General features: G+C 44.3%; 25 protein-coding genes. 7 read left to right on the forward strand and 18 right to left on the reverse strand.

Features of this window, described 5'->3' with window-relative positions:
* Window positions 1-5: 5 nt before the first annotated feature.
* The 13 genes from HZC34_01465 to HZC34_01525 form a co-directional block, all read right to left on the reverse strand.
* On the reverse strand, window positions 6-1,595 hold the full coding sequence (locus HZC34_01465) for an ammonia-forming cytochrome c nitrite reductase subunit c552 (protein MBI5700497.1): 1,590 nt from the start codon (window positions 1,593-1,595) through the stop codon (window positions 6-8).
* Window positions 1,596-1,606: 11 nt separating this feature from the next.
* On the reverse strand, window positions 1,607-2,581 hold the full coding sequence (locus HZC34_01470) for a hypothetical protein (GenBank protein ID MBI5700498.1): 975 nt from the start codon (window positions 2,579-2,581) through the stop codon (window positions 1,607-1,609).
* A 113-nt stretch (window positions 2,582-2,694) separates the two neighbouring features.
* The gene (locus HZC34_01475) at window positions 2,695-3,891 is read right to left on the reverse strand and encodes a hypothetical protein (protein MBI5700499.1); all 1,197 of its coding nucleotides are present in this window, start codon (window positions 3,889-3,891) and stop codon (window positions 2,695-2,697) included.
* 80 nt (window positions 3,892-3,971) lie between these two features.
* Window positions 3,972-4,241: a ferredoxin family protein gene (locus HZC34_01480; GenBank protein MBI5700500.1), complete on the reverse strand. Its 270-nt coding sequence runs from the start codon at window positions 4,239-4,241 to the stop codon at window positions 3,972-3,974.
* Window positions 4,242-4,331: 90 nt separating this feature from the next.
* Window positions 4,332-5,444: a putative DNA binding domain-containing protein gene (locus HZC34_01485; protein ID MBI5700501.1), complete on the reverse strand. Its 1,113-nt coding sequence runs from the start codon at window positions 5,442-5,444 to the stop codon at window positions 4,332-4,334.
* A complete protein-coding gene (locus HZC34_01490; GenBank protein MBI5700502.1) occupies window positions 5,345-6,646 on the reverse strand; it encodes an FAD-dependent monooxygenase in 1,302 nt (433 codons plus the stop codon). Before HZC34_01490 ends, HZC34_01485 begins: the two co-directional genes overlap by 100 nt.
* A 105-nt stretch (window positions 6,647-6,751) precedes the next feature.
* Window positions 6,752-7,753, reverse strand: coding sequence for an electron transfer flavoprotein subunit alpha/FixB family protein (locus HZC34_01495; protein MBI5700503.1), 1,002 nt, complete (start codon window positions 7,751-7,753; stop codon window positions 6,752-6,754).
* Window positions 7,746-8,552, reverse strand: a complete 807-nt coding sequence (locus tag HZC34_01500; protein ID MBI5700504.1) for an electron transfer flavoprotein subunit beta/FixA family protein — start codon at window positions 8,550-8,552, stop codon at window positions 7,746-7,748. The genes HZC34_01495 and HZC34_01500 overlap by 8 nt, the downstream gene beginning before the upstream one ends.
* Before the next feature lie 24 nt (window positions 8,553-8,576).
* Entirely contained in the window at window positions 8,577-9,266 is a 690-nt protein-coding gene (gene tatC, locus HZC34_01505; protein ID MBI5700505.1) for a twin-arginine translocase subunit TatC, read from the reverse strand.
* Between the two features lie 6 nt (window positions 9,267-9,272).
* On the reverse strand, window positions 9,273-9,428 hold the full coding sequence (locus tag HZC34_01510; protein MBI5700506.1) for a twin-arginine translocase TatA/TatE family subunit: 156 nt from the start codon (window positions 9,426-9,428) through the stop codon (window positions 9,273-9,275).
* A gap of 125 nt (window positions 9,429-9,553) precedes the next feature.
* Complete coding sequence (locus HZC34_01515; protein ID MBI5700507.1) at window positions 9,554-9,871, reverse strand: cytochrome C; 318 nt, start codon at window positions 9,869-9,871, stop codon at window positions 9,554-9,556.
* Window positions 9,872-9,901: 30 nt separating this feature from the next.
* Window positions 9,902-10,705 carry a c-type cytochrome biogenesis protein CcsB gene (gene ccsB / locus HZC34_01520; GenBank protein ID MBI5700508.1) on the reverse strand — a complete coding sequence of 268 codons (804 nt, stop codon included), beginning with the start codon at window positions 10,703-10,705 and terminating at the stop codon, window positions 9,902-9,904.
* Window positions 10,692-11,594 carry a cytochrome c biogenesis protein ResB gene (locus tag HZC34_01525; GenBank protein MBI5700509.1) on the reverse strand — a complete coding sequence of 301 codons (903 nt, stop codon included), beginning with the start codon at window positions 11,592-11,594 and terminating at the stop codon, window positions 10,692-10,694. The genes ccsB and HZC34_01525 overlap by 14 nt, the downstream gene beginning before the upstream one ends.
* 16 nt (window positions 11,595-11,610) lie before the next feature.
* Between HZC34_01525 and HZC34_01530 the strand changes: the two genes are divergently transcribed.
* From HZC34_01530 to HZC34_01545, 4 genes are read left to right on the forward strand one after another with little or no spacing between them, the layout of a single operon-like run.
* Complete coding sequence (locus tag HZC34_01530) at window positions 11,611-12,204, forward strand: hypothetical protein (protein ID MBI5700510.1); 594 nt, start codon at window positions 11,611-11,613, stop codon at window positions 12,202-12,204.
* Window positions 12,204-12,956: a 4Fe-4S dicluster domain-containing protein gene (locus HZC34_01535; protein ID MBI5700511.1), complete on the forward strand. Its 753-nt coding sequence runs from the start codon at window positions 12,204-12,206 to the stop codon at window positions 12,954-12,956. Before HZC34_01530 ends, HZC34_01535 begins: the two co-directional genes overlap by 1 nt.
* Window positions 12,956-14,137, forward strand: coding sequence for a polysulfide reductase NrfD (gene nrfD / locus HZC34_01540; GenBank protein MBI5700512.1), 1,182 nt, complete (start codon window positions 12,956-12,958; stop codon window positions 14,135-14,137). The genes HZC34_01535 and nrfD overlap by 1 nt, the downstream gene beginning before the upstream one ends.
* The gene (locus tag HZC34_01545) at window positions 14,138-15,502 is read left to right on the forward strand and encodes a cytochrome c3 family protein (protein ID MBI5700513.1); all 1,365 of its coding nucleotides are present in this window, start codon (window positions 14,138-14,140) and stop codon (window positions 15,500-15,502) included.
* Here the strand turns inward: HZC34_01545 and HZC34_01550 are convergent.
* Complete coding sequence (locus HZC34_01550) at window positions 15,477-15,689, reverse strand: hypothetical protein (protein ID MBI5700514.1); 213 nt, start codon at window positions 15,687-15,689, stop codon at window positions 15,477-15,479. The genes HZC34_01545 and HZC34_01550 overlap by 26 nt on opposite strands.
* 209 nt (window positions 15,690-15,898) lie before the next feature.
* On the opposite strand from HZC34_01550, the gene HZC34_01555 reads away from it, so the two are divergent.
* Genes HZC34_01555 through HZC34_01565 form a run of 3 tightly spaced genes read left to right on the forward strand, consistent with a single transcriptional unit; the run spans window position 15,899 to window position 19,712 of the window.
* A complete protein-coding gene (locus tag HZC34_01555; GenBank protein MBI5700515.1) occupies window positions 15,899-17,113 on the forward strand; it encodes a hypothetical protein in 1,215 nt (404 codons plus the stop codon).
* Entirely contained in the window at window positions 17,113-17,964 is an 852-nt protein-coding gene (locus HZC34_01560) for a cytochrome c3 family protein (protein ID MBI5700516.1), read from the forward strand. The genes HZC34_01555 and HZC34_01560 overlap by 1 nt, the downstream gene beginning before the upstream one ends.
* Window positions 17,961-19,712 carry a hypothetical protein gene (locus HZC34_01565; GenBank protein MBI5700517.1) on the forward strand — a complete coding sequence of 584 codons (1,752 nt, stop codon included), beginning with the start codon at window positions 17,961-17,963 and terminating at the stop codon, window positions 19,710-19,712. The genes HZC34_01560 and HZC34_01565 overlap by 4 nt, the downstream gene beginning before the upstream one ends.
* Here the strand turns inward: HZC34_01565 and HZC34_01570 are convergent, their stop codons facing one another.
* Genes HZC34_01570 through HZC34_01585 form a run of 4 tightly spaced genes read right to left on the reverse strand, consistent with a single transcriptional unit; the run spans window position 19,713 to window position 24,441 of the window.
* Window positions 19,713-21,293, reverse strand: a complete 1,581-nt coding sequence (locus HZC34_01570; protein MBI5700518.1) for a hypothetical protein — start codon at window positions 21,291-21,293, stop codon at window positions 19,713-19,715.
* Window positions 21,290-22,303, reverse strand: a complete 1,014-nt coding sequence (locus HZC34_01575; GenBank protein ID MBI5700519.1) for a 6-bladed beta-propeller — start codon at window positions 22,301-22,303, stop codon at window positions 21,290-21,292. The genes HZC34_01570 and HZC34_01575 overlap by 4 nt, the downstream gene beginning before the upstream one ends.
* Window positions 22,260-23,894: a hypothetical protein gene (locus HZC34_01580; protein ID MBI5700520.1), complete on the reverse strand. Its 1,635-nt coding sequence runs from the start codon at window positions 23,892-23,894 to the stop codon at window positions 22,260-22,262. Before HZC34_01580 ends, HZC34_01575 begins: the two co-directional genes overlap by 44 nt.
* A gap of 1 nt (window position 23,895) precedes the next feature.
* Complete coding sequence (locus HZC34_01585; protein ID MBI5700521.1) at window positions 23,896-24,441, reverse strand: hypothetical protein; 546 nt, start codon at window positions 24,439-24,441, stop codon at window positions 23,896-23,898.
* Between the last annotated feature and the right edge of the window lie 4 nt (window positions 24,442-24,445).

Consider the following 24,445-nt stretch of genomic DNA (forward strand, 5'->3'; position numbering starts at 1 on the left):
TTTCTTCAGCGCGCCATTGCTTTATTGAGCAGCTCGATCCCCTTTTTTGCTTCCTCAACTGACTTGGTCAGCGAAGCTTTAGCTTGATCAGGATTGTGGAAGCCGTCAGAATTCTCGGCTGTCCACCATTCCCAAAGGATGTGGGCTTTCTGGTGCTGCTCCTGCGCTTTGGCGATCGTTTCAGCGTCGACATTTATCTTCTTTGCTTCAACAATCTTATCGATCAAATTTCCCAGCCAGAACTCGGCTTTACGCATTTTTCCTCTGACATGATTTTTGATCGAATCAATGGCATAGACTGCTTCCTGCGGCGTCCACTCCGAATGGCATTTCAAACAGGTTTCTTTAATGTAATTGCGCGGGCTGGTCTGCCAGTGTGAAGTGAATTCCTGGCCGTTTTTCCCTTTAACCCGCGGCATATGGCAATCATTACAATTGACACCGGCTTTGTCATGCCGGGAATTCCAGAAAACTTCCGTCTCCGGATGTTGCGCCTTGAACAAAAGCCCGCCGGTCAAAGTATGCATAAAATCACGGAACCCAAGTTTATTATAATGTTCGTAGATATTGAAGACATCCTTGAGCGGAAAATGGTTCGTACGGATATCTTCAAAACCGACTTTCCCACCGCTTTTAAGATCGATCCCGGGATTGCAGTTATATTCCACGTGGCACTGCCCGCATTGCAGTTTTGCGTCGTATTTATCCAGGATGGCTATCTTTCTGAAATCACGGAAATCGACGACTTTTATTCCCGTTTTCCCCTCATCTTTATGCCAGAGAGTATCCTTCTCTTTTCTGGTCAACGCCTGGATCAAGGCATCGCGGACGATCCGCGGCTTGGTCGCGTGGGGATCGTGGCACTGAATGCAGCCGACCACATTTTGCAGATCCTGCGCGTACTCAACAACATTCGACGTTCGATCCCATTTTGCCCGCGGGTCTTTCTCTCCCATATATTTCCATTTCAAAATGCTGTCCGAAGTTTTGCACTGCAAACAGGTTGGGTTGGCCGCAGGCGCTGTTTCCGGCAAGAAGGCTTTATTCTCGCTGGTGCCGGGATACTTATTTTCGAGCAGGTCCCAGGTCTTGACCGGCGTTTTGGCCGTCACATATTGAAAACCATCCTTTGGCTGGAACCGCCCTCCATAAGACCTGTCTACAACCAGGTGGTCTATCAGCATGTACGCATGGCTGCGCGGCGAATTATGCTCTTTGGTAAAGCCATGCCCCATCATCAATTTATCCCAAAATGGATTAGGCGCCCGCCCGGTCAGCTGAGACTTTTCATCACGCGCTGTTTTTTTTAGATTGACCTTAAAGAAACTCTCAAACTGGTTGGCATGGCAGCGGCCGCAATTGTTCGGATCAAGTTTTGTCTCCGGCTTGTTCCCGGACGCGACCAGATGCTTTTGTAAATTACCATGGCAGTCGGCACAGGGAAGCCCGGCAGTTTTATGTTTCCCTTGGCTCCATAGATTTTTGATTTCGCTGTGGCAGGTAAAACAACTTTTCTGATCGATCGCCTCCTGGCTCAACGCCGGAAAACAAAATGCCGCCAAAACGAGAATAACTACCGAGAATATTTTTCTCATTTCCTCCCCCATTAGAATTTCACTTGCAGATGAGCATTGACGCTTGTGCTGTTCCCCGCTCCGCTCTCTGTCCGATAGCGGTCAATATCAAAGAGTATCAGCGTCCCTTTGGCCAGCTCATAAGCCACCCCGGCAATGTAGCGGGTTCCGGCATCGCCGCCCGCTGATGTGTCCGGATCATATTGGTCAAGCCGGACGATCAGCGCGTAACCTTTTGGTAAATCGGAAAATAGCTCCGATTTTAAAGAGCCAAAGATCGAGTAGCCGATGCCGTTCTTGCCGGCGGCAGAAGATCCGGCAGCGATCAGGTAGTCTCCTGCCACACTGATATTTTGATCTCTATAAGCCAGCTGGGCAATATAGCGATCCCGCGGTTTGTCAGGGGAATCGCTCCAATAATCTTTGGAAACAAAACCCGAAACCATCACATTATTATCAGGCTTACCCGTCAGCCTGACCTCCAGGCGCTTCGACTCGTCTGTCTCCGCGCTCTTAAAGCCGGCGCCGTTTACAATTACCCCGTGATACTCGAGTTGCTCTCCGATCTTGCCGTCAAGGCTAAGCCCAAAATCGGCGGAGCTTAATGCCCCGATCCGGTCGATAAAGCTTGAACCCTGAACCCGATACCTCCAAACCCCGTCTTCAAAACCGATCCAGGGCGTGGGGACCAAGCCCATTCTTAGCCGCCCGCCTAAAAGGCCATCTGACATCTCCAAAAAAGCAAACTTTGCAAAAAAATCGAGCCGCCCGCCGGTTGTCGCCGTATCGCGGATTAGATCTGATGTGTATTGAAATTTAAGATCGTTATTTAATTTAGCGGCATAAGTAAGGTAGAGCCTGGTAATGTCAAAAGCGCTGGCGCCTGATGCCGGGATGTTCATATATTGCGCGAGCATGATACCATCAAATTTCCCATCCATAGCAAGAATGCGACTGGCAGCCAATGATACAAAAAGCAATATTGAGGCAAATATTTTGTATTTCATAAGTAAATAATATTATTTCAGCAAGTTTTATGCCACAGCTATTTACTCATAAAAGATCATTTAAACAACACAAATTTATACAATATTGTATAAGATTATACAATATTGTAATATTAATACATGTATTGGAATTCGGAAACGATCTTGGTAGTTGGCGCCGAGCCAATTGTTTGGGTTACAAGCCCTTCAAGCGCTATTCTTCCGGCTTTCATTGGTTCAACGGAAAGCCCCGCGGCAACCTGCCTGGTTTCATCGTTTGAAATATTGGTATTCCCATCCCAATTGTCAAACCTTCCGAATAAAGCCGCTTTTTCCGCAATAGCCAGATCGGCTTCAACATAATAGCCTAAATTGCTAATTGATGTCCCGCCAACGGGTGAATTTTGGCCGACAAGCGCTCCGCCGACAAAACTTACGATAGAATTTGTATAATTGCCGATCAACCCCAATTGGGTGAAATTTGTTTCAGATGTTGAAAGATATGTTGTTGCAATGCCAAGCGCCGCGGCATCTGTCGGATTTAGGGACCAAACGCCGTTATATCCATAAAGGCCTATGCTGCTTCCGTTATCATCAAAAGCCTTCTCAACTGTCAAATAAATATCCTTTGCACCATTCGTGTCTCCGGCGGGATTGATATTTTTATGGCCGGTACCATTTACGATCCCCAAAGCGCCAAACATATCTCCCCTGTTTGCTGCAAATTCAATTCCATACTGCCTGGCTCTTGGAGCATATGGATTATTTGCCGCAAAGCTTGCCGACTCTAAGACATATGGGCGGCTTATAGGAAGCCTTCCGCCTGTTCCGGCAAGGTGAAGCATTGATGGAGAAACTTGGCCTATCCTGAAAGTATTATAATCTTTATCGTCGCCAAAAGTTCCCATTAAGTACGCTTCCGCGAGCTTCTCCCTATCCGCTCCGCTCTTGTTATTTTCATGCAAATACTGCTCATAGAAGAAAGAGTAGGTTTTATCAAGCGGTCCGCCCGCATATAATGAAAGGGCTTCAACATAAAATCCAGGCCTGTTTGATGCAGTATTTTCGTATTGCGCGCGTATTTTTTGGGTTACAGAAACATAATCGCTTAAGTTTGCCCAAGCCCCGTCTTTTGTTTTAGAATCTTCGCCGGCAAGCCTATGTCCGCGCCTTAAGAAATCTTTACCGGTCGAATTAAGCTTATTCTGTTTCCAGTGGCACATCGAACAATCGGTGCCATACTTTCTAGACCAAGCGGAAATGGCGTTTACCTCGGACAACAAGACAAGCGAAAACACAAAAACAAAAAACAAGACCGCAATTTTTTTCATATAAGCCCCCTTCATAAAGCTTGCTTTAATATTAAACTAACAGAAAAATTTGTCAAGAGGAATTTTTCGTGTAAGCTAAATCAACCGAATTTATAAGCGATCCCGAAGCCGCCGCGAGGGTATTTCCACTCCAAATTTTCACTGCAAATAATGCGGCATGTCCCGCATTCGAGGCACCCTTCGTATGATACGGAAACTTTTCCTTCTTCAAGCTTATAAACCTGCGCGGGGCAAGTGTAGAGGCAAGCTTTCTTTTCGCACATCGTGCATTTTGAAGGATCCTTTATTTTCAAATGCGGATTTTTATCAACTACGTACCTGTCTAAGAATAATTTATCTTCGAGATTCATTCGTTCCTCCTTTAAACTATCTTCATCCGTACGATATTTTCGTACGCTTCATTAACGCTTCATTAACGCTTCAAACGATGATATGTCCATCTACCCGTTCGCCCGATCATCTCTACCAATCCTTTGTCCGCCGGGGCTGCTATATTCGATCCGACCCTTGAACATCTTGATGATTATCCTGCTGCCGGAAATAAAATAATCCCGATGCGCGACCGCATTGACTATTAGTTCGCGGATGGCGTAAAAAGGGTATTCGGGGATCTCTTCGCGAGGGATCTGCCCAGGGACAAGGTGGGAAGATATCTGAATATGTTCCTTGATATAGTCATCGGCTTTATCTATCAGATCGAATAAATTGCCGTAAAAGTCCTTGATATCGAGGTAACGATCTGAAACATTTTCCCCCGGGTATCTGACAATCGTAATCTGATTCTGGGAAATAAATTTATCGGGTTGTTTGCCGAATAATAACATTCCCCCGTTTAGCACTCGATTATTTTTAACGCAACCCAGACCCTCCAGCAGTTTTTGATCGGAGGATGAAACGGACTTCCCGGAAAAATTCTTATAAACGGATTTAAACCATTTAACCTTAAGCCAATCGATATCATTCAATTTAGCGCCGGCACACTCTTCCCTATCGTATTGAACATCGATCCGGCTCCTTTTGATCAATAACCGCTCATACTCATTGCGGCTCATCGGTTTGGCGTTCTTACCGAGGCGGATAAACGCCCGCCCCTGAAAGAGATGAGGCTTGTCATGGCTTTCATTGACTTTAATAGCAATGATATGCTTGGCTCCGATAACTATCGGGGTTACTTCGGGATATATTTTAGGGTCAGAGTTATCAACAATAACATCGACTGTCCGTTCAACGGTTTGCCTCCCCACATCAATCCCAACGATTTGCCTGTCATCAGAAACGCCGATTAAAATGACGCCCCCCTTGGAATTAGCGAAAGAACAAGCGATTTCCCCCAACCTATCAAGATTAGCTAAGGACGACTTGAATTCTACTCTTGAACTTTCACCGGACTTAATAATTGCCAATAATTCTTTCTTATGCATTTTAATTGGTTTTATCTCACAGAATTTTCTTCTTACCCAAAAGCCCTCCATGCGGAAAATGCGTCTTTCATCAAGCCAAGCAAGCTTCTCTTTTTCAGGGTCGAAGCGAATATTTTCTTCTGTTTTTTCCATTTCGATACGCCGTCGACAGTTAAAAATTCGGTCGCGGCATCATTTATGATCTCGGGATAAGTCGTTAAAAGCTGCCGGTTTCCTTCAAGATATGCGTAACTATTGCGATATTTTTTTAGATCGGCCATAACATAGCTATTATCCAAAGATCTTTTATAGGAAGAAAGCTGTCTCGCCGAAAAGTCGCCTTTTTTATGGGCTTCAATAATAGCCTTTGCAGCGAGACGCCCGGAAGTCATCGCCAAATTCGATCCTTCTTGGTGAAGGCCGTTAACCATCATACCGGCATCGCCAACAACAAGAAAGCCATCGCTATATAATGGAGGAATAGCGTTAAAACCGCCTTCCGGGATCAAATGCGCCAAGTATTCCCGAATCTGCCCTCCGGAAACCAGGGGTTTTACAACAGGATGGTGCTTCATCTCTTCGATCAAGTCATAAGGACTTATTTTGTAATTAACCCAGTCGGAAACTATACACCCGACACCTACCGAAATCGTATTTTTATTTGTGTAGATAAAACCAACACCAACCATTCCTTTGGTTATAGCTCCTGCGATCTCGATCGTAAGACCTTGATCGCCTTCAAGATCAAAAAGATCTTTAATGCGTGTTTCCGGCATTGCAATAATTTCTTTAACAGCCAAAGCCACATTTTCTGGCCCAATTTCGCGGTGGAATCCGGCCGCTTTTGACAAAAGTGAATTCACACCGTCAGCAGCGACTACGACTGGCGCAAAAAGATCTCCATCCGCCCTTCCGGTTTTCACACCAATTATCCTCTTCTTATCGTCTCTTATGGCATCTTCAACCAAAGTTTCAGGAATGTAAAAAACGCCTTTTCCGATCGCTTTCCCGACGAACCATTTGTCGAACTTGGCTCGCAATACAGTAAAACTATTGTAAGGCGCAACCCCGAACTTCGGATTTTTATGCGAGAACGATACTTTGGAATCTTTAGTCAAAAGCCAAATTCTTTTTTCGGTTATACATCGCTCTAACGGTGCATCTTTCCAGAATTCGGGGATAATTTCGTTGACCGTCCTGCTGTATATCTGCCCGCCCATAACATTTTTTGAACCCGGGAATTCCCCGCGCTCAATCAACGCGACCTTGAGCCCCGCGTCGGCCAATACTATCGCAGTAGACGTTCCCGCAGGCCCTGCCCCGACTATTATTGCGTCAAAATGATTAGTTTCCATATTTTTCCCAATAACTAACCAGCGAGTAAACCCTGCCTGCCGGTAGGCACGGCTCGCGGTTAGCATCCCCATAACCGCGACGTTTAGCCGCAGGTATTATATTCTTCACTTCAATCTCTCCTTGAACATTTTAGTGAACATCGGGACTACTTCGAACAAGTCGCCGACGATAGGATATGTCGCTATTTTATGGATCGGGGCGTCTTTGTCTTTATTTATCGAAACTATTACATCCGATGTCTGCATTCCGACAAGATGCTGAATAGCGCCCGATATGCCGCAAGCAAAATATATTTTAGGCCTTACAGTTTTACCGGTCTGCCCTACTTGCAAGCTCATTGGAACCCAGCCTGCATCCGCAGCTTTTCGAGATCCTGCAATTACTCCGCCTAATAGATCGGCTAATTCCTTAAGAACTGCGAAGTTTTTAGAGCCGCCAACTCCCGCTCCACCCGAGACTATTATTTCCGCATCTTCGATCGGAGCTTCTGTTTTTACTTGGCAGGCAAAACTTACAACCCTTGCCAAAATATTTTCTATATTAACTTTTTCGGTTATTACTTGGCCTTTACGATCTTGATCTTTTTCGATCGCTCTCATGACCCTGGGCCTTACTGTCGACATTTGCGGCCGATTGTTCCGGGTCAAGATTGTAGCCATAATATTCCCGCCAAATGCGGGGCGTGTTTGTTTTAGGTTTCGGGATCCTTCTTCAATATCCAGGGCAGTACAGTCGGCTGTGAGCCCCGTTTTTAAATGCGTGGCAACTGCTCCGCCAAGATCTCTTCCCATAGTGGTCGCGCCCAAAAGCAATATTTCAGGTTTATATTTTTGAACCAATTGGAGAACCCCTTGCGCATAAGCTCCCGTCAAATAATCTTTAAGTTTTGGATCATTGACAACATAAACAATATCGGCGCCATGCGCAATAATATCTGTGGCTAAATTTAATACCTGATCACCGAGTAAATATCCATAAAGAGGAACGCCTAATTTATCGGCAAGCTTTCGTCCTTCTCCAAGAAGTTCAAATGCAACTGAAGCGATCTTTCCTTGCGATTGCTCGATAAATACGGATACTCCGCGATATTGGTCCAAGTCAGACATTGCACTTTATCCCTTCCGATTTTAGTATTGGCGCCAGCTCGTTCACGATTTTTCCGATTTGCTGTTCGTTTGCTTCGATCACATTTACTGATTTTTTTAGAGGCGGCGAGAAGATCTTTGCTACCCAAGTAGGAGATCCTTTGAGCCCTAACATGTTTTCATCAAGCCCCAAAATATTTTTGTCCCATGTTGTAATTTCATGGCTAATTGCCTTCATTAGATTGGGAAGCGAGGCATATCGGATCTCGTTTGATTCTTTAAGTATCGTAAGTAATGCGGGAAAAGGCGCCGCAACAACTTCTATGCCCTCTTCCAATTTTCTCTCAACAATTATTTCTTTCTTTTGAAGGTCAATACTGTCAACATGTAATACATAGGTAAGCTGGGTCATATTCAAACGAGTCGCGATCCCAGGCCCTACTTGGGCGGTATCTCCATCAATGGCCTGTTTTCCACAAAATACGAGGTCCGGCTTTATTTTATCTATTGCGCCGGAAAGCGCGTAGCTCGTGGCTAATGTATCAGCGCCGGCAAATTTTCTGTCCGTTAATAAAATCGCGTCATCTGCGCCGAGTGATAATGCTTTTTGCAAGACATCTTTTGCTTGCGGAGGGCCCATACAGATAGCAATTACGGAAGCTCCATATTTATCTTTTAATAAAAGAGCTTCTTCAAGGGCGTGGACATCGTATGGGTTAGCTATTGATGGGACACCTTCCCGGACCAGGGTATTTGTGGCCGGATCGATCTTGACATCGGTTGTATCGGGGACTTGTTTTATACATACAACAATTTTCATGGCAGGAAAATTATTATATCATTTTTATGCAAAGCGGGAAAGCCAAATGCTCGCCTCATACAGTATTATTAGAGGAAAAGCCATGAGGGATTGAATAAAAATATCGGGAGTCGGAGTAATAATGGCCGCCGCAATAAAAATAAATAGGACCGCGTGACGCCTGTATCTCTTTAATAATTCAGCGTTAACTATCTTCAATTTTGAAAGAAAGAATAATACGAGAGGAAGCTCGAACGTTGCGCCAAAGCCTAAAAGCAATAAAGATACAAAAGAAATATATTCATTAATTGTTATCATAGGGGTTGACCAAGATGCGCCAAAGTCGATCAAGAACTTGACCGCGGCAGGGATCGCCAAAAAGAACCCAAAACTCGAGCCAAAAAGAAATAATATAAAAGACGCCGGCGCAAAAATAAATATGTTCTTTTTCTCTTTATCCGATAGGCCAAGCGCAACATACTTCCAAACATTATAAATAATAACGGGAAGTGAAAGAAAGAATCCTGCCCACATGCAGACTTTAAAATATGTTATAAATGCCTCTGTCGGGTGTAAAAAGACCAATTTTCCTACGGGGCGCGAAACGAAGCTAATAATTTGTGGAACAAATTGCCAAGAAATTGCTGACGTTATACAAAATGAGATCAAGCAGTAGATAAGCCTTCCGCGAAGCTCCACAAAATGTTCGATTAGAGTAAATTTGGGGTCGTCCATTCAAATTTATGATTTCTTTTCTTCGTCGCCTTTGGTGGCTTTTTTGAATTCTTGAATAGCTTTTCCAAGGCTTCTTCCGGCTTCAGGAAGTTTTTCCGTACCGAACAGAAGAATAAAAATTATTACGATAAGTATCAATTCCGGCATTCCTAGTCCAAACATTGTTCCACCTCCAACGTGATAATTATATCACAACTCACCCCCTCCGACTTCGTCGGTTTCCCCCTCTCTTAATAAGAGAGGGGGATTAAGGGGGTGAGTTAATTATTAGCTTTTAACTTTGGCTTTCAGCTTTCTGCTTTCACATGGCACTTTGCGCAATTTGCGGCTACGGCAAATGCTTTCCCTTTTTCCTTATGGCATATTCCACAAAATTTGCCCTTACTTATGTCGGCCATTTTAATCTTGTTCGCGCCTGATTTCATCTTTGCAATGATCGCAGGATGGCAGGTTTTACAAGTCATCTTTGCGACAGCAAGGTGCTTTGCATGCGAGAATGTTACAGGAGACTGTGTCTTACCCGGAAAACTTACATCTTTTGGCGCAGCTATTGCAACCAATTGCAATGCGAAAATCGCTAATAGGACCAATGCGGATTTCTTCAATTCAACTCACCTCCTGCTTAATAAATTTTCTTAGCTCGCGTAACTGTGGAGCCCCGACAACAAAAGATTGACCCCAAGATAAGTAAATATTACCACAACAAATCCGATCAATGCAAACCAAATCGCGACTTTGCCCTTCCATCCCAAAATCAATCTGGCGTGAAGATATCCCAAGTAAACAAGCCATGTTATGAGAGACCAGGTTTCTTTGGGATCCCAGCTCCAATACGTTCCCCAAGATTGCTCCGCCCACACGGCACCGGTTATAATTACCAATGTCAGGAATGGGAATGCAAAAGCGATCAATTTGTAAGTCAGGTCATCAAGCATCTCTTTTTTAGGAAGCCATTTGAAATTGAAATATTCTTTTAACAAATAAAGACACGCGGTTGAAAAAGAAATAGCCAAAACTCCATAGGAGACGATCGCAACGCTTACATGCGCCAAAAGCCAATTGCTTTGAAGCGCGGGCATCAAGGTTTCGATCGATTTATTAAGTGTTGAAGCGTAAAGAGCCGCCAAAAAACCTATCGGCACGGCTATTATCCCTATAATTTTTAGTTTATACATAAATTCGATAACGAGATAGATCAAAATTATCCCCCAAGCAAAACTTGTCATGGATTCGTAAAGATTGGAGAATGGCAGGCGCCCTGATGAGATCGTCCTCGCAATTATCGAGACTGTGTGAAGGATAAAACCTAGAGATAAAATAAGCGTCGCGAACGATCCGACATTTTCTTTTTTAAAAGAAACATAAATGAAATATGAAACCATTGAGATCAAATACGATAAAATCGCATAAGATAAAAAATTCGATTCAACGCTTAACATATATCATAATCCCCACTCCTATTGTCAAAAATAGAAATCCTATAAAAACCGCGGGTATCCCCGGATCCATTTTCACCTGAAGCCCGGTAAATTCCGTGGCTCCGATCAATTTAAATGTATACCCTTGAACGGATATCGGTTTGTTTTTAACAAGCCAGCCAATTCCCGGAATAAAAGCGGCGGGAGTTGTCGCTTCGTAAGTATCAATAGCCGTCCCGTGAAGCAAATGCAAGTCAGGCATAATATCTTCGACTTGGAACATTTGATTTGTGGCTTTGTAAGTTGAAATGCTTCCTTTGTATATAGGTATGTTTTCCACAACTCCCCCGGGGCCCTTAACTTCAACAACACCTTTTAACCCGAAACTGGATTGATAGAATTTGACGCCCTTATATGCCAGAGGGTTATTGACAAAGATCGTTTTGCGCAGCACTTCTTTGCTCCCGTCAATAACGGAAAGATCGGAAGTAAAAGAGGTTGGCCTTCCGCTTGCGTCGAACTTGGCATTAAAATCATTAAGCTTAACGGAAAAATTCTTATGAGGCTCAAAATAGGAAGACCCCTTTTCAATATTGATGTTATCGGAAAATCCCGCTATTGCTCCGTAGATAGCTCCAAGATATATAATAAGAACGCTCACATGCGCAAAAAAAGAACCCCATTTGTAAATGCTCAATTGCCCGCGCAACGCGCTCGTTAGCCTCTTTAAGCTGCAGACAAAGATCGAACATCCAAGCAATATCAAGACTAGGTTGAAAACAAAAGAATAATAAAAATTTGTTAATCCCAAAAATACAAAGAGCCCGGCAAAGGCTTCGCCATAGAGTTTTAGATACAATTCGTAGGCTTCTCGTTGAGGGATGACGGTCCCGATAATCGAGATTAACACCAAAATAATTATCAGTATGACTGCAAAAACGTTTGAAGCGAAGAGATCCCATGCCTGCCGGCAGGCAGGCCAAATTCTTGACAAAAAATCTTTCACTAGCTATAATCCTCCAGTCTGCTTAAAATTTTATCACAAAGGGATATTGATGTCTAATTTCAAAAATTACGAGCACATTTTAAGGTTAGTCATCGCATTAGTTGTTTTAGTTGTCGTTTTCTTGGTCGTCAGGTCACAATTCATCCCGAAAGATTTTTGGAAATACGGACATTATAGAGGCGGCTCGGTAAAAGAGAACATGGACCGTCCGCGAAATTATGCCGGAAGCACAACCTGCAAAGATTGCCACGAAGACAAGGTCAATCTTTGGTCAAAAAATGCCCATAAAACTGTTATGTGCGAAAATTGCCATGGAGCGCTTCTCAAACATACAGAGGACCCAACTTCTCTAAAGCCTTCGATCCCCAAAAAAAGATCGCACTGCCTCCTTTGCCATTCGAGAAACATCTCAAAGCCAAAGTCCTTCCCGCAAATAGACAATAATGCGCATAATCCGGGCCAGAAATGCTTCGAGTGCCATAACCCGCACGATCCAATGGAAGGATTAAAATAATGAAATTATCAAGACGTGAATTTTTGGAGCTTTCCGGAAAATCAGTACTAGCGATGCTAGCCTTGAGCCTTCCAAAAAAATTACTAGCGATGCCCGAAGAAATGGCGAAATTCGATTGGGAAGATTATTATTGGGGATACGGGATCGACATTGAAAAATGCATTGGCTGCGGCAAATGCGTAAAAGCCTGCAAAGTTGAAAACAATGTACCGGATGAGCCCTTCTTCTTTAGGACTTGGATCGAGCGCTATGTCGAGAGAAAAGACGATAAGATCGAAGTTGATTCTCCAAACGGAGGCAAGGACGGGTTCCCCGAATTAAAAAACAAAAAAGACATTAAAAAATCGTTTTTTGTGCCAAAGATCTGCAACCATTGCGAGCATCCCCCATGCGTCCAGGTTTGTCCTGTCGGCGCTACATATAAGACAAAAGACGGGGTCGTGCTTGTTGATCCGGATTATTGTATTGGCTGCAGGTATTGCATCCAAGCCTGCCCTTACGGAGCGCGCTTCCTCCATCCCGAAAAAAGGGTCGCCGAAAAATGCACGCTTTGCTATCACAGGATAACAAAGGGATTGAGGCCAATGTGCGTCGAGGCCTGCCCTACCGGGACGAGGATCTTTGGGAATCTGAAAGACAATAACAGCATAATAAACAAATTCTTAAAAACAAAAAAGATAAATGTTCTAAAACAGCATCTGGGGACTAAGCCCAAAGCATATTACGCCGGAATGGACAAAGAGGTCAGATAATGAGCGAAATTTCACTAATGCTTTCAAAGATAATGCCCTTCATCCAGGGATTTATCTATCCAAACGACATCGAACTCCATTGGGGGATCTTGATCGTTCTTTATCCTTATATTACGGGCCTTGTTGCCGGCGCTTTTATTTTAGCCTCTCTCGCGCGCGTATTTAATGTTTCCGAAGTAAAAGCAACTTATAGGCTTTCACTCCTTACGGCTTTCGCATTTCTATCGACCGCGACACTGCCCCTCCTTGGGCATTTAGGACACCCCGAACGCGCACTCGAAATACTATTCACGCCAAAGCTTGAATCGGCAATGGCAATGTTCGGGTTTGTTTATGCCTGGTACCTCATGGCTGTTTTATGCCTTGAGATATGGTTCGATTATAGGAAAGATATCGTTCTGCGGTCAGCAAATGAAAAAGGCCTTAAAAAAATATTTTATACTGTATTGACCTTGGGTTCAAAGAATATATCAAGCGAAGCGCTTGCTTTGGACGAAAAGATCGGAAGGGTCATCACAATAATCGGCATCCCATCGGCTTTCATGCTGCATGGTTATGTCGGCTTTATCTTTGGGTCTGTTAAGGCCAATCCTTGGTGGAATACCACCTTAATGCCTATAATATTCTTGATGTCCGCCATGGTCTCGGGCATCGCCATGGTCATGCTTGTTTATATGGTTACGCAATGGTTAAGGAAAAAAGCCGTCGATATGCCTTGCGTTGATACGATCAGGCTCTATTTGTTCAATATTTTCCTGGTCGACTTTGCTCTTGAAATGCTTGATCTGATACATAGGATCTACGCGGCGGAAGAATCCTTCGATGTCTTGTCCATATTGATGAAGGGGAACCTCTTTTGGACGCAGTTCGTAGGCCAGATACTTGTCGGAACGATAGTTCCATTGGCGCTCCTCGCTCTCACCTTTCTATTTAAAACGAGCCCTTCTATCCGAAAATCATTCTATTTCGTATCGGCCATCCTCACTTTGGCGGGTATATTCTTCATGAGATGGAACGTCGTGATCGGCGGACAGCTTTTTTCAAAAAGTTTTTTGGGATTTACCACATATAAATTAAATCTTATAGGCATCGAAGCATATGCTGCCATAGCTATTGCTATCCTCCCATTCGTGATCCTTTCGGCCCTTATATACATATTGCCTCCCTGGGAAAAAGAATAAATGAAAGAAAAGCTCGATCGGCTGTTTCGCTCCCGCCTAGGAAAGATAGCCTTGATCCTTTTTGGATTATTTATTTTAGCCATACTTTCATTCGCACATTACAGCGAAAGCCCCTCCTTCTGCAACTCATGCCATATAATGAAACCCTATTATCAAGCGTGGAAAACATCCAAGCACAATTTCGTCAAATGCGTCGACTGCCATTACCCGGCTGACGCCTCCCCAAAACAATTCGCATGGAAAAAATTCCAATCGATGTCCCAGGTCGCGAAATATGTGACGCGCACTTATGGGACCAGGCCTTACGCAGAGATCGACGATTCGAGCTGCCTTCGCGGAGGTTGCCACGCGAAAAGGCTCCTGGAAGGCAAGGTTACATACAAAGAACATGTGGTTTTCGACCATGGCCCCCACCTGCTTAACCTTAGGCAAGGGAAGCAGCTGCGATGTACATCCTGCCATTCACAGATCGTTCAGGGGAGGCATATTGAAGTAACGGATTCAACTTGTTTTATCTGCCACTTCAAAAAAGACAAAAATGGAAAACGCCCATCGATCTCGAAATGTTCCACTTGCCACAAAATGCCCGAAAGACTGATCAAGCATGGAGGGTTCAGTTTCAGCCACAAGGACTTTGCCGGCGGAAAACAGCTTAACTGCGAAAAATGCCATTCTGATTCGATAATCGGAGAAGGGACAACATCAAAAGATAAATGCTTAGATTGCCACAACCAGCCCGACAGGATAGCCAAATACAATGACACGACATTTATCCACAAAAATCATGTTGCCGACCATAAGATCGAGTGCATTAGGTGCCATTCCGAGATAAAACATCAGCTTGGCCGTGTTATTTACCTTCTAGAAAGCCAATGTACGGTTTGCCATACAAAAAAACACGGCGGCGTACGGGAGATGTATATGGGAATAGGCGGCAAGGGCGTTTCTGATCAACCAAGCCCGATGTTCACCCACCAAGTGGACTGTGCCGGATGCCATATAACGCCGACTATTGCACCCGATGACGTATTATTTAAAGGGCAGACCTACAAGACCACGCAAAAAAGCTGCAGCGGATGCCATGCCGAAGCTTATGAGTCGGTACTTGACAGCTGGAAAGAACAAATGGACAAATCATTAAATGAGATAGAGTCAAAGCTTGCAAAAGCAAAGGACATTCTTGCCGCTTACGAAGAAAAACAAGATAAAAAGTACATAAAAAGCTTGACCCTATATAACGAAGCCAAATACAATTATTACTTCGTCAAAGATGCCAAAGGCGTCCATAATATTGATTATGCCGAAGCTCTGCTTAAAAAAGCAGGCGAGGATCTGGACTCTATTTTTTCTTATACCCTTCCATAACGTTCTTCAAGCCGTTCAATACCGATTCCGCGACCGATGGATGAAGTGCGACCTGAAATCCCACTGTATTATCTGGAATTACGGTTGTGCCACTTACAGATTTAACCATCTTAAAGTCAAAAATAACCTCGGTATTCGAAGATTTTAGCTCGACGAAATTTGAATAGAATATCTTATCTTTTGCCATTTATTTGCCTCCTTAACCGCGACGCTTGTCCCGATTCCCACATCGGGATTTAGCCGCTGGTCGCAAGCAAACCTGCGAGTGAACCCTGCCTGCCGGCAGGCACGGCTCGCGGTTTGTTAAATCGATTTTACCATAGAAAACATTCTAAAAACAGTGAAATTTTCCCCTGAATTTTAAGATATATATACGGCTCATAAAGGAAGCAATACATGGCTGATATGGATGCGGGAGCTGTAAGCTCAAAACCAATAACATTCTACTTTGAAGCTGGGACTTCTGTCGTAAAAGACGAAGTTTTGACCCCTGATTTTAAAGAAAAGACTTTAAACAGCGGAAAGACTGTTGAAAGCACGACATCGTTCAGGCTCCGCGGGACCTACGATAAATGGCAACTTAATATTAATGCCGATTATGCAAAGCACGTTTCAGGCGCTGTAAACCCATTTTATCCAGAAGGCTTTCGTCCTTATGAACTAAGTTTTGGCGCGCAGGACTTATCTGACGGCCATTTTGATTTTAAAGTTGGAAGATTCCCCGTGCTTGTCGGAAGAACTTATGGCATTGTCGATGGCGGACAAGCTACTGTCCACTCCCAATCGGGAGATCTATCGTTGACAGGATTTGGCGGATTTAAACCGGAAAAAACGACTTTGAAGATCGGCAAAAAATTGGCTTTTGGCGCGATAGCAACGGCAGATATCGGAAACACATTCTTGAACTTGAATTACCATGAAGTATTAGATGGCGACCGCGAACCTGAACGAAAGCGGCTTGGCTTCCAAGCAATGAATGAGAGCTTTGATTCACTTGAGATCAGGACTTCCAATGAATATGATCCGTTAAATAATACAGTTGTAAGACTACAGCTTGGGTCGGATTATCAATTAACCAAAGGTCTAAGGCTTGGGACAGAAGGCACAAAAGTTGATCCAACATTTGAACCCGGATCATTTTTTAACACTTTCCCGCACTTTCCCTACTACAAAATACTGGCCAGGGCACAATATAGGGCGGATAAACTTAAACTAGCTTTGAATTTCGGGCAGACAAGATTCGAATCCGATACCGTAAATACCGTAAGCGGCGACATAACTTTTCATGGTGCAAATATAGGCTCGATAGTTTCTCGCGGAAGCAGCGTTCCATACCTGAATTATACCGAAGCCCATGCAGGATATGACTTTAATATCAAAGATCGGTTAACAATAAGCGTGAACGGAAGCGCATATTTTTATGATGACGCGCAATTTAATGGTAACCGCGCCTATTATGCGGGCGGATCGGTTAGATGGGAATTCGCTTCTAATTTCGTCCTTAACGCCTCCGGAGCATTCAGGAAGAATGTTGACGGCGTTATTGACCCGTTGCTTCAAGCAGGGTTAACTTTTTATTACGCAAATATATTTTCGAAGGAGAAAAAATAATGGGCGACGGGCAGATATTCGAAATCTTCAATAAAATAGACCGTGCGCTCGCAATACAAAGATTCCCAAAACATAAAGGATACCTTAATGATGAAGACAAATGTTCCGCTTGCCACAAAACAACAAAGCCTCCTGAAAAAGGCCAGCCGCCGCTCGAACTATGGGTCCCTTTTTTCCCCCATGAAAAGCACGACACTTGTTCAGATTGCCATCCATCAAAAGACGGAAAAGAATTCTTGCCGAATAAGCAAAACTGCTTAGGCTGCCATGACGACGATATCCACCCTGAAACAGGGACCAGATGCACAAACTGCCACGCCCTGCCAGATGACCCAAAAACAGGGCACAAAGGCCAATTTCCGAAACATAATCCAAATGGAACCACTTGCGTTGAGTGTCACGAAATAAAAGATAAAAAAATGGCAAGAAGGCCACATCCAGAAAATTGGCCTCAAGACCACGGTAAGCCCGGTCCAATAAAGAAAGAACAATGCGGACAATGCCATGATTCAAGCCCAAAAGTTAAAGCATGTGCAACATGCCATGCAAAGCCAAGTTTGGCGCCTGAATCCCATTTAAAAACCGGAAGGCCCGATCCAAACTATAGATTATTTCTTCATATGCTCGATGCAAGGAAAAAAATGATCGACTGCACTTCTTGCCATGATACAAGGACATTTTGCGCAAGCTGCCATGCGAGTTATAAAAGAATGCCGAATGAGCACTTTGCGCCAAATTTTATGAGGGCTCACGGTCCGCAGGCAAAACAGGATCCCGAATATTGCTCGGCATGTCATGGAATAGGACAAAGATGCTTCCAGTGCCATCCCGGAGGAATAAATAAAAAATGATCATTGCCCAAAGAATTGGAAGAACGGGACTTAAGCTGGCATTAGCCGCATTAATGCACTTACCTGCAATAGGCTTTGTTTCGTGCGGTCCGCAAGGAGCAACATCGGTCAGCTTAACAAAAGTCCACAGCCAGATCGGATGGGCGGATCCAAAATCGCCTAACTTCCACGGAGAATATTTAAAAACAACGGATTTCAATCTCTTGTCCTGCGCGTCATGCCATGGCGCAGACCTGCGGGGGAAGAAAGACGTCGTTTCATGTTTTTCGTGCCACGATTTCCCGCATGCTAAAGATTTTGAAAAACTGCACAAAGTTGAGATATTAAAAAACAATGGGGTTGCTCAATGCATAAAATGCCATGAAGATTTAAAAGAAGTTAAAGATGGAAAACCTGGATGCAGATCATGCCATGATGGCGGGACATTTGGTTTTACGGACCACTCATCAATTGAAGAGGTGATCGGATCGCACGGCGATCAGGCAAAAACACGCGGCACCAAGCCTTGCCAAACATGCCATGCATTAGGCGATACGGAAAAGCCGCAAACAGTATTTTTTGACGCTGACGGAAAAGAAAGAAATCCTAATCTTTGCACCGAATGCCATACCGCCCCGATCCAAGTGGGAACGCTGATGCACTGGGGCATAGCAAATTGGAAGCTGACATCGAAAACAGATAGCGGATCTCATCCAGACTATCTTTTTACAAATAAATGCACACCTTGCCATGGAAAATATCCGGCGCTCGCAGGTAAAACACAAGGAGATGTTCAAGTTATAAAAGGATGTTCGTCCTGCCATGCTGGATTTTATGGAAAATTTGAACATAAAGATCCATTAGAAAAACATAAGGCTCACCTAACCGATGGAGCGAGTGAGCTTGGGGTTTCAAGATTGGATGTTGCAGGGAAAAGATGCGTAAAATGCCATGGATTTTCAAATGATAAAGATGTTCTGGACCAATATACCGGAAAACAAAAAACCATTCCTTCTTGCACAAAATGCCATAGCAATAGCCATTTACAGGACGATTGGACAAATGCGGACAATGGCGGGAAGCATAGGCTTGATGTTGGCCAGAACGGATTTAATGCCTGTAAACAATGCCATGGAGATAGCTTTGACGGAACGGCAATAATTCCCGGATGCGCGACATGCCACGCCGAAGGAAACAATTTCGGCAAAGTGCCCCACAACGGAAACGGATGGGCAGAAGACTCCGGTCACGGACTATATGTTAAAGCTAATGGAACGCCACGATGCGAAACTTGCCACAGCATCGGCGACAGCAATAAAAAGAAAACAAACTGGCCCGATGGGACCGAATTGCCCACATGTTTCAAGTGCCACGACGGCCCTACCGGAAAACCTGCCTCTCATGTGCCGGCATGGGCCGCATATTCTCCGATAAATCCGATAATGCATTCCGGTTTCTTACTAACAAAATATTATAATCCAGAAACTTGGGTCATGAAATTGGGTGCCGACGGCGGGAATTGCGAAAGCTGCCATTTTGACAAATCAAAAGCATGGACAACTTGTACCTCATGCCATGCCCCATACCCTGTACAGCATATTACATATAACCCAAAATGGTTATCACCGGGAGATAAAAATTTCCATGGAATATTACATAAAGATGATTTTAGCTCGTCATGCGCAACTTTTTGCCATGGAACAGATCTGAAGGGCGGATCATCACAAGTAGATTGCACAATATGCCACGACATCAAACCTAAGCCTTAGTTAAAGCCCTCCGGCTGTAATTGGATTTCCATGATGATGGCATGATGTGCAGCTGCTAAAACTATTTATATGAGCAACGCCTCCAGGGCCGCTTGTTTTTGAATGGCAGGCGGAGCATAGGCTGTTCAAATTATTGGCATCGCCTGCCGTATTTATCTTATTTGGATTGATCCTGACATTTTTTGAAACACCTATCGATTGGGTCGGCGCAATATAGGGCCAATTGTACGGCGGTCCCGACTGGGCTCCGTTGTCAGCATATTTTGTCCCATCAACGATATCAATAATGCTATACAAATTGCTGTCCCAGGTTTGGTCGTTATAATGTGATCCGTGCGGATTATGGCAATCGGTACATGCCATAGCCAAGACTGCAGTGGATGGATTATTTGCCGAAGGCCTCGCGGAACCATTCCCATGCCTGTCAGTCTGGTAGGACGTTCCAATATTTATCATTTGGCTTGAAGGAGCGATTGATTGGTTCGGATTTGAAACAGAATTTGGGAATGTGCCGCTATGGCACGACAGGCAAAAGTTTATTATCGATCCCCTATAGTCTGTTGCCCCGGCACCTGACCAAACGGTTGCGCGATCTTTAGGGTCGATCAAAGTCTCTATCATCCCGGCAGTGTTGGTCCTTTGTTTTGCCGCGTGCGAATTATGGCAGTTCCCGCATGCTAATTTCGAACCGCTGTAAGATTGGTCGGATGAAGATAGATCATGATGCGAGTTTACCGTCGTATAGCTTCCGGCGGACCCTGCCCCGATAAAGGTTGATGTCCCAAGCAATAGGGATTTGATATCGACAGGCCCAGGACCGCTTGAACTATGGCATGTATAACACAAATTAGTCTGGTTATTTTTTAACAAGGGCACAGCCGATGCCGCGTGCGGAGTATGGCAGCTGCTGCACCCGTTTGCGGCCATTGCGGGCGATGTCTTATGTATCGTCGAGTTCCACCCCGTTTTATCGTGGCATGTCATGCACAATGCGCCCGCAGAGTTTTGTTTCACCAGGAATTTGCCATTGGTATTATCGTGCGGATCATGGCAAGTGATGCATTGGAGTTTATAGTTTTTGTCCAGTTTTACTTGGCCTGTTAGATTTGAAGGATTTACAAGTTCCCCATTTAGGACGGCAAGATTATTATCGTATACAAATGAGACTGGATGGCTGCCCGAAAGATTTGTCCCGATATTTGCGGATCCTTGAATGTTTGCGGCTAACCCGGAAATAATGCCCATAGAGGTTGTTGAACCAACAGCAACGGTTCCATCGTGGCATCCAAGGCAAAGTTTTGAAGCGCCATCGGGCTGTCCGGGATTTGATTTGAGCGTTAAACTGACCGATTGGTTATACGGCGTAAAAGATTGGACAGTGGAGGCATGGTTCCACAGAGGATCCGCCGCGCTTGATCCGTGCGGGACATGGCAAAAAACGCAAATTTGTGTTTCGGCTGCCGCTTTGTATGTCCCGATACCCGACGCCGACAGGTCATGTTTTGTTCCTTTTATTTCTGCCATAACAGAACATGAGGAAAACACCAAGATTATAATTATTAATTCAACATTTTTTTTCATTTGATAAACCTAAATACCTGTACTCGATTGTTATATGAATCCGCGACATAGATATGATCTCTCTCGTCTATCGAAATTGCAGCTGGGACCCAAAATTCCCCTTCTTTATTGCCGGATTCGCCAAAGAACAGAAGCAGTCCGCCTTTTCCGTTAAAGATCTGCACATTATCGAAAGATGAATCGGTTACATAGATATTTTTATTGGAATCGATAGCTATCCCCTTAGGCAGTGAAAAAGATCCGGGAGCCCTCCCCATTTTTCCGAATTCGCTTTTCTTTTTCCCTTCCGGTGAGTATACTTGGACGCGAAAATTAAGCGAATCGACTACATAAATATTAGACTTTTGGTCAAGCACTATATACGTCGGATGATTAAGGCCTTCTTTTGTACTCGGAAAACTTGCCACAAAATCGTGGTCGCTGTTGAAGACATCGACAAGCCCCGAAATGGCATCTACGACATAAATTCGCTTCAGAACGCTGTCGATCGCTATACCGCATGGCCTGGAAAATATGCCGCGGCCTATTTCGCTTTTATAGTTCCCCGCGCCATCAAAGAGCAAAACCTTGTTCAATCCGGAATCGGCGACATAAATGTTCCCATTATCGTCCGACGCGGCGGAAACAGGGAGCTTAAGCTCGGTATTTCCGAATTTCTTGATCTTAAAATATTCTTTCTTCGACAGGTCGAATACATGGACAGCCCCAAGGCCGGTATCGGTAACATATATAATATTATTCTTGGCATATATCCCCTGCGGCCGGACGATATTATCGTTTTGCCCGCGCCCTAGCCCAAAAATAAAGTCAAACAATTTATCTTTGGATTTCTTTTCGATCTTTAAGTCTTCGGGCTTAGAGAAACTATAAAGATACTCGATCTTTGGCGTTTCGGGGGCGCGAGGCCAGACCAAGCCCGACAAGAAAAAAGACGCTGCAATAAAAAGTGCGAGCAGAAAGGCTTTATTAGAAATTCCTTTCAAAGGATGAGTACATTCTAGTATATGCACTTGAGTTTTGGTCCCTCCTTTCTGAATTAATGCTGAATTTGATCGTTGAATCGCCCAACCTATAGTTTACATCAGTTAAATTCCTAATTCCATATTGATCCGTGATCGCTGTATCGGTTGTCGTTTTACTGCGCACAAGCGATAATTGTTCGTTCAAGGTAAACCCATTTCTCGATAGATTGGCTTTGAACGAATCGATTGTATAATTCACGGTTTGCGTAATTTCATTGCCAAATTTCTCTTCATGGCGCAATTCAAGAACATTTTGCGGAACTGGAGCATAGCTTACAGCCGCGGCTACGCCCCTGTAATTGTAAGTATTGACCGTCGTGACAGATACGTCGCCTTCAATATACCAATTGTTAGCCAAATTGATGCCAACTATCCAATCATTCAAATCCTGGTTCTTGGCGCTGCTTGACGCAAGGGTAAAAACTTCTCCGCTAAACCTGTTCAGAGTCCTTTTGTATGTAAGCTTAATTCCTTCTTCTATAAGGTAACTCAAATACCCGTCAAGATACAAAGCTTTCCCGTTTGCGTTAGCGCCCGAATAGGTTTCGTCCCTGTAATCAGCGTTCAAATAAAGTTTTTTTGCAAAGTTAAAACTGACAGACGACCGCCTAGATACCAACCCCTGCGACCTATCGCTTGATTGGTCGGCCATGTTAACGCTGCCTGTACCGTAATTAAAAATAAATTCCAAGTAATTCACAGGCTGGATGCTTATTGACGCCCCTATTTTTTTTGACCTCTGGTAGTTCTTCTGCCCTGCGGGCATGTCATAATCGACCAAATTAACAGTATCCAAATATTCGGGGTTGATGTTAATATTAGGCGTCAGCTTAATAGTCGACGTTGCCGATAAATGCTCAAGTTTTTGGTTATAGATGGAGGAGCTTCCTACTTGGTTATATATCTGCTGGTTTGAATAGCTTCCGGTATAAGCGATCCGATCCCCTACCGCCCCTGATTGGTTGAAAGTCAAAAGATTGTCGCGATTTACAAGATTTGCTCCGGTCGAAAAGTATGTATCATCGTAAAGACTGCTCCGCACATATCGGGCGCTGAAGTTTTGCGAAAAGATAGAATAGCTTATGCCAAGCTCTCCTTTTTTATCGTTCTTGTTTATCCCTTCGCTTGTTGCAGCTCTTGCGCTTCCGATCTCAAAGCCTCCGGTCAATACGGGCAAGTTCGGCAAGTAATATGAGGCGAAAATCGATGTGCGGTTATCAGCTATCGGATTGTTGTCGTAGAGCAAATTGGCATAATCTTTCCTGTAAAATGAAGTTGATAAGCGCAGCGCGTCGCGAAAATTGAGCGAATTCGTAAACGTGAAGTTCTTTAATTCCGCGGCGCCGCGCTGATATTGGAACGAAAGCCCGTACGAGCCGATCCTGTCCTCAATGACATATCCCCTTAAATTTGCAAGATAATCCTGCGCAAATATCTGCTGGGTCAGGCTGGAATCAAGATAATTTGTTTCGTAGGAATATTTTACCTGCCCAGAAAGCCCTGCCTGCGATGCTGACTGCCAAATAAGCCATATCGCGGCGCAAATTACATAGAGGGATTTTGGCGCATATTGTGCCATTTCATTTTTGGTGGCAGGTTAAGCAAAGGTTGCTGTTCGTATTTTCGATGCGCAAAAACCCTCCGCTTGTGCCTTTTTCGTGCGGGTTATGGCAGGTAGCGCATTCGAGCCTGTCTTTGGCCGATCCTTCAAGCGGAAGAGAGCCGTAAGAGCCCGTGATCTTTCCGCCGACAGACGAATTGTATCCTTGTTTTGTAGGATAAGTGACGGAGAATGGATGGCTGTGGGAATAGTCTGTCGAATTTGACCCGACCGACGGCGCAAGCACCCCGTCATGACAGCTTAAGCAAATGGCCGACGAATTCGTCGGTTGGCCAACAGATCCGCCGTAAGTTGTGATATTCCCACCGGCGTAAACTTTGCCCGATGGGGCGAGATAAGTTGATGTAGCGCTTTGGTGCGGGACGTGGCAAACTTTGCAGGTTTCTTGGAGATTACCGAATGCGGCTTTCCCCTTAAGATCATGAACGGAGCCAATGATCCCGCCGAAAGATATTCCGGATAAGAAGAAAATGGCAATGAATAAAACAAGAACCAGCTTACGCATTAAC

The sequence above is a fragment of the Candidatus Saganbacteria bacterium genome (assembly GCA_016223245.1).
Classification (GTDB): Bacteria; Margulisbacteria; WOR-1; order XYC2-FULL-46-14; family XYC2-FULL-37-10; genus JACRPL01.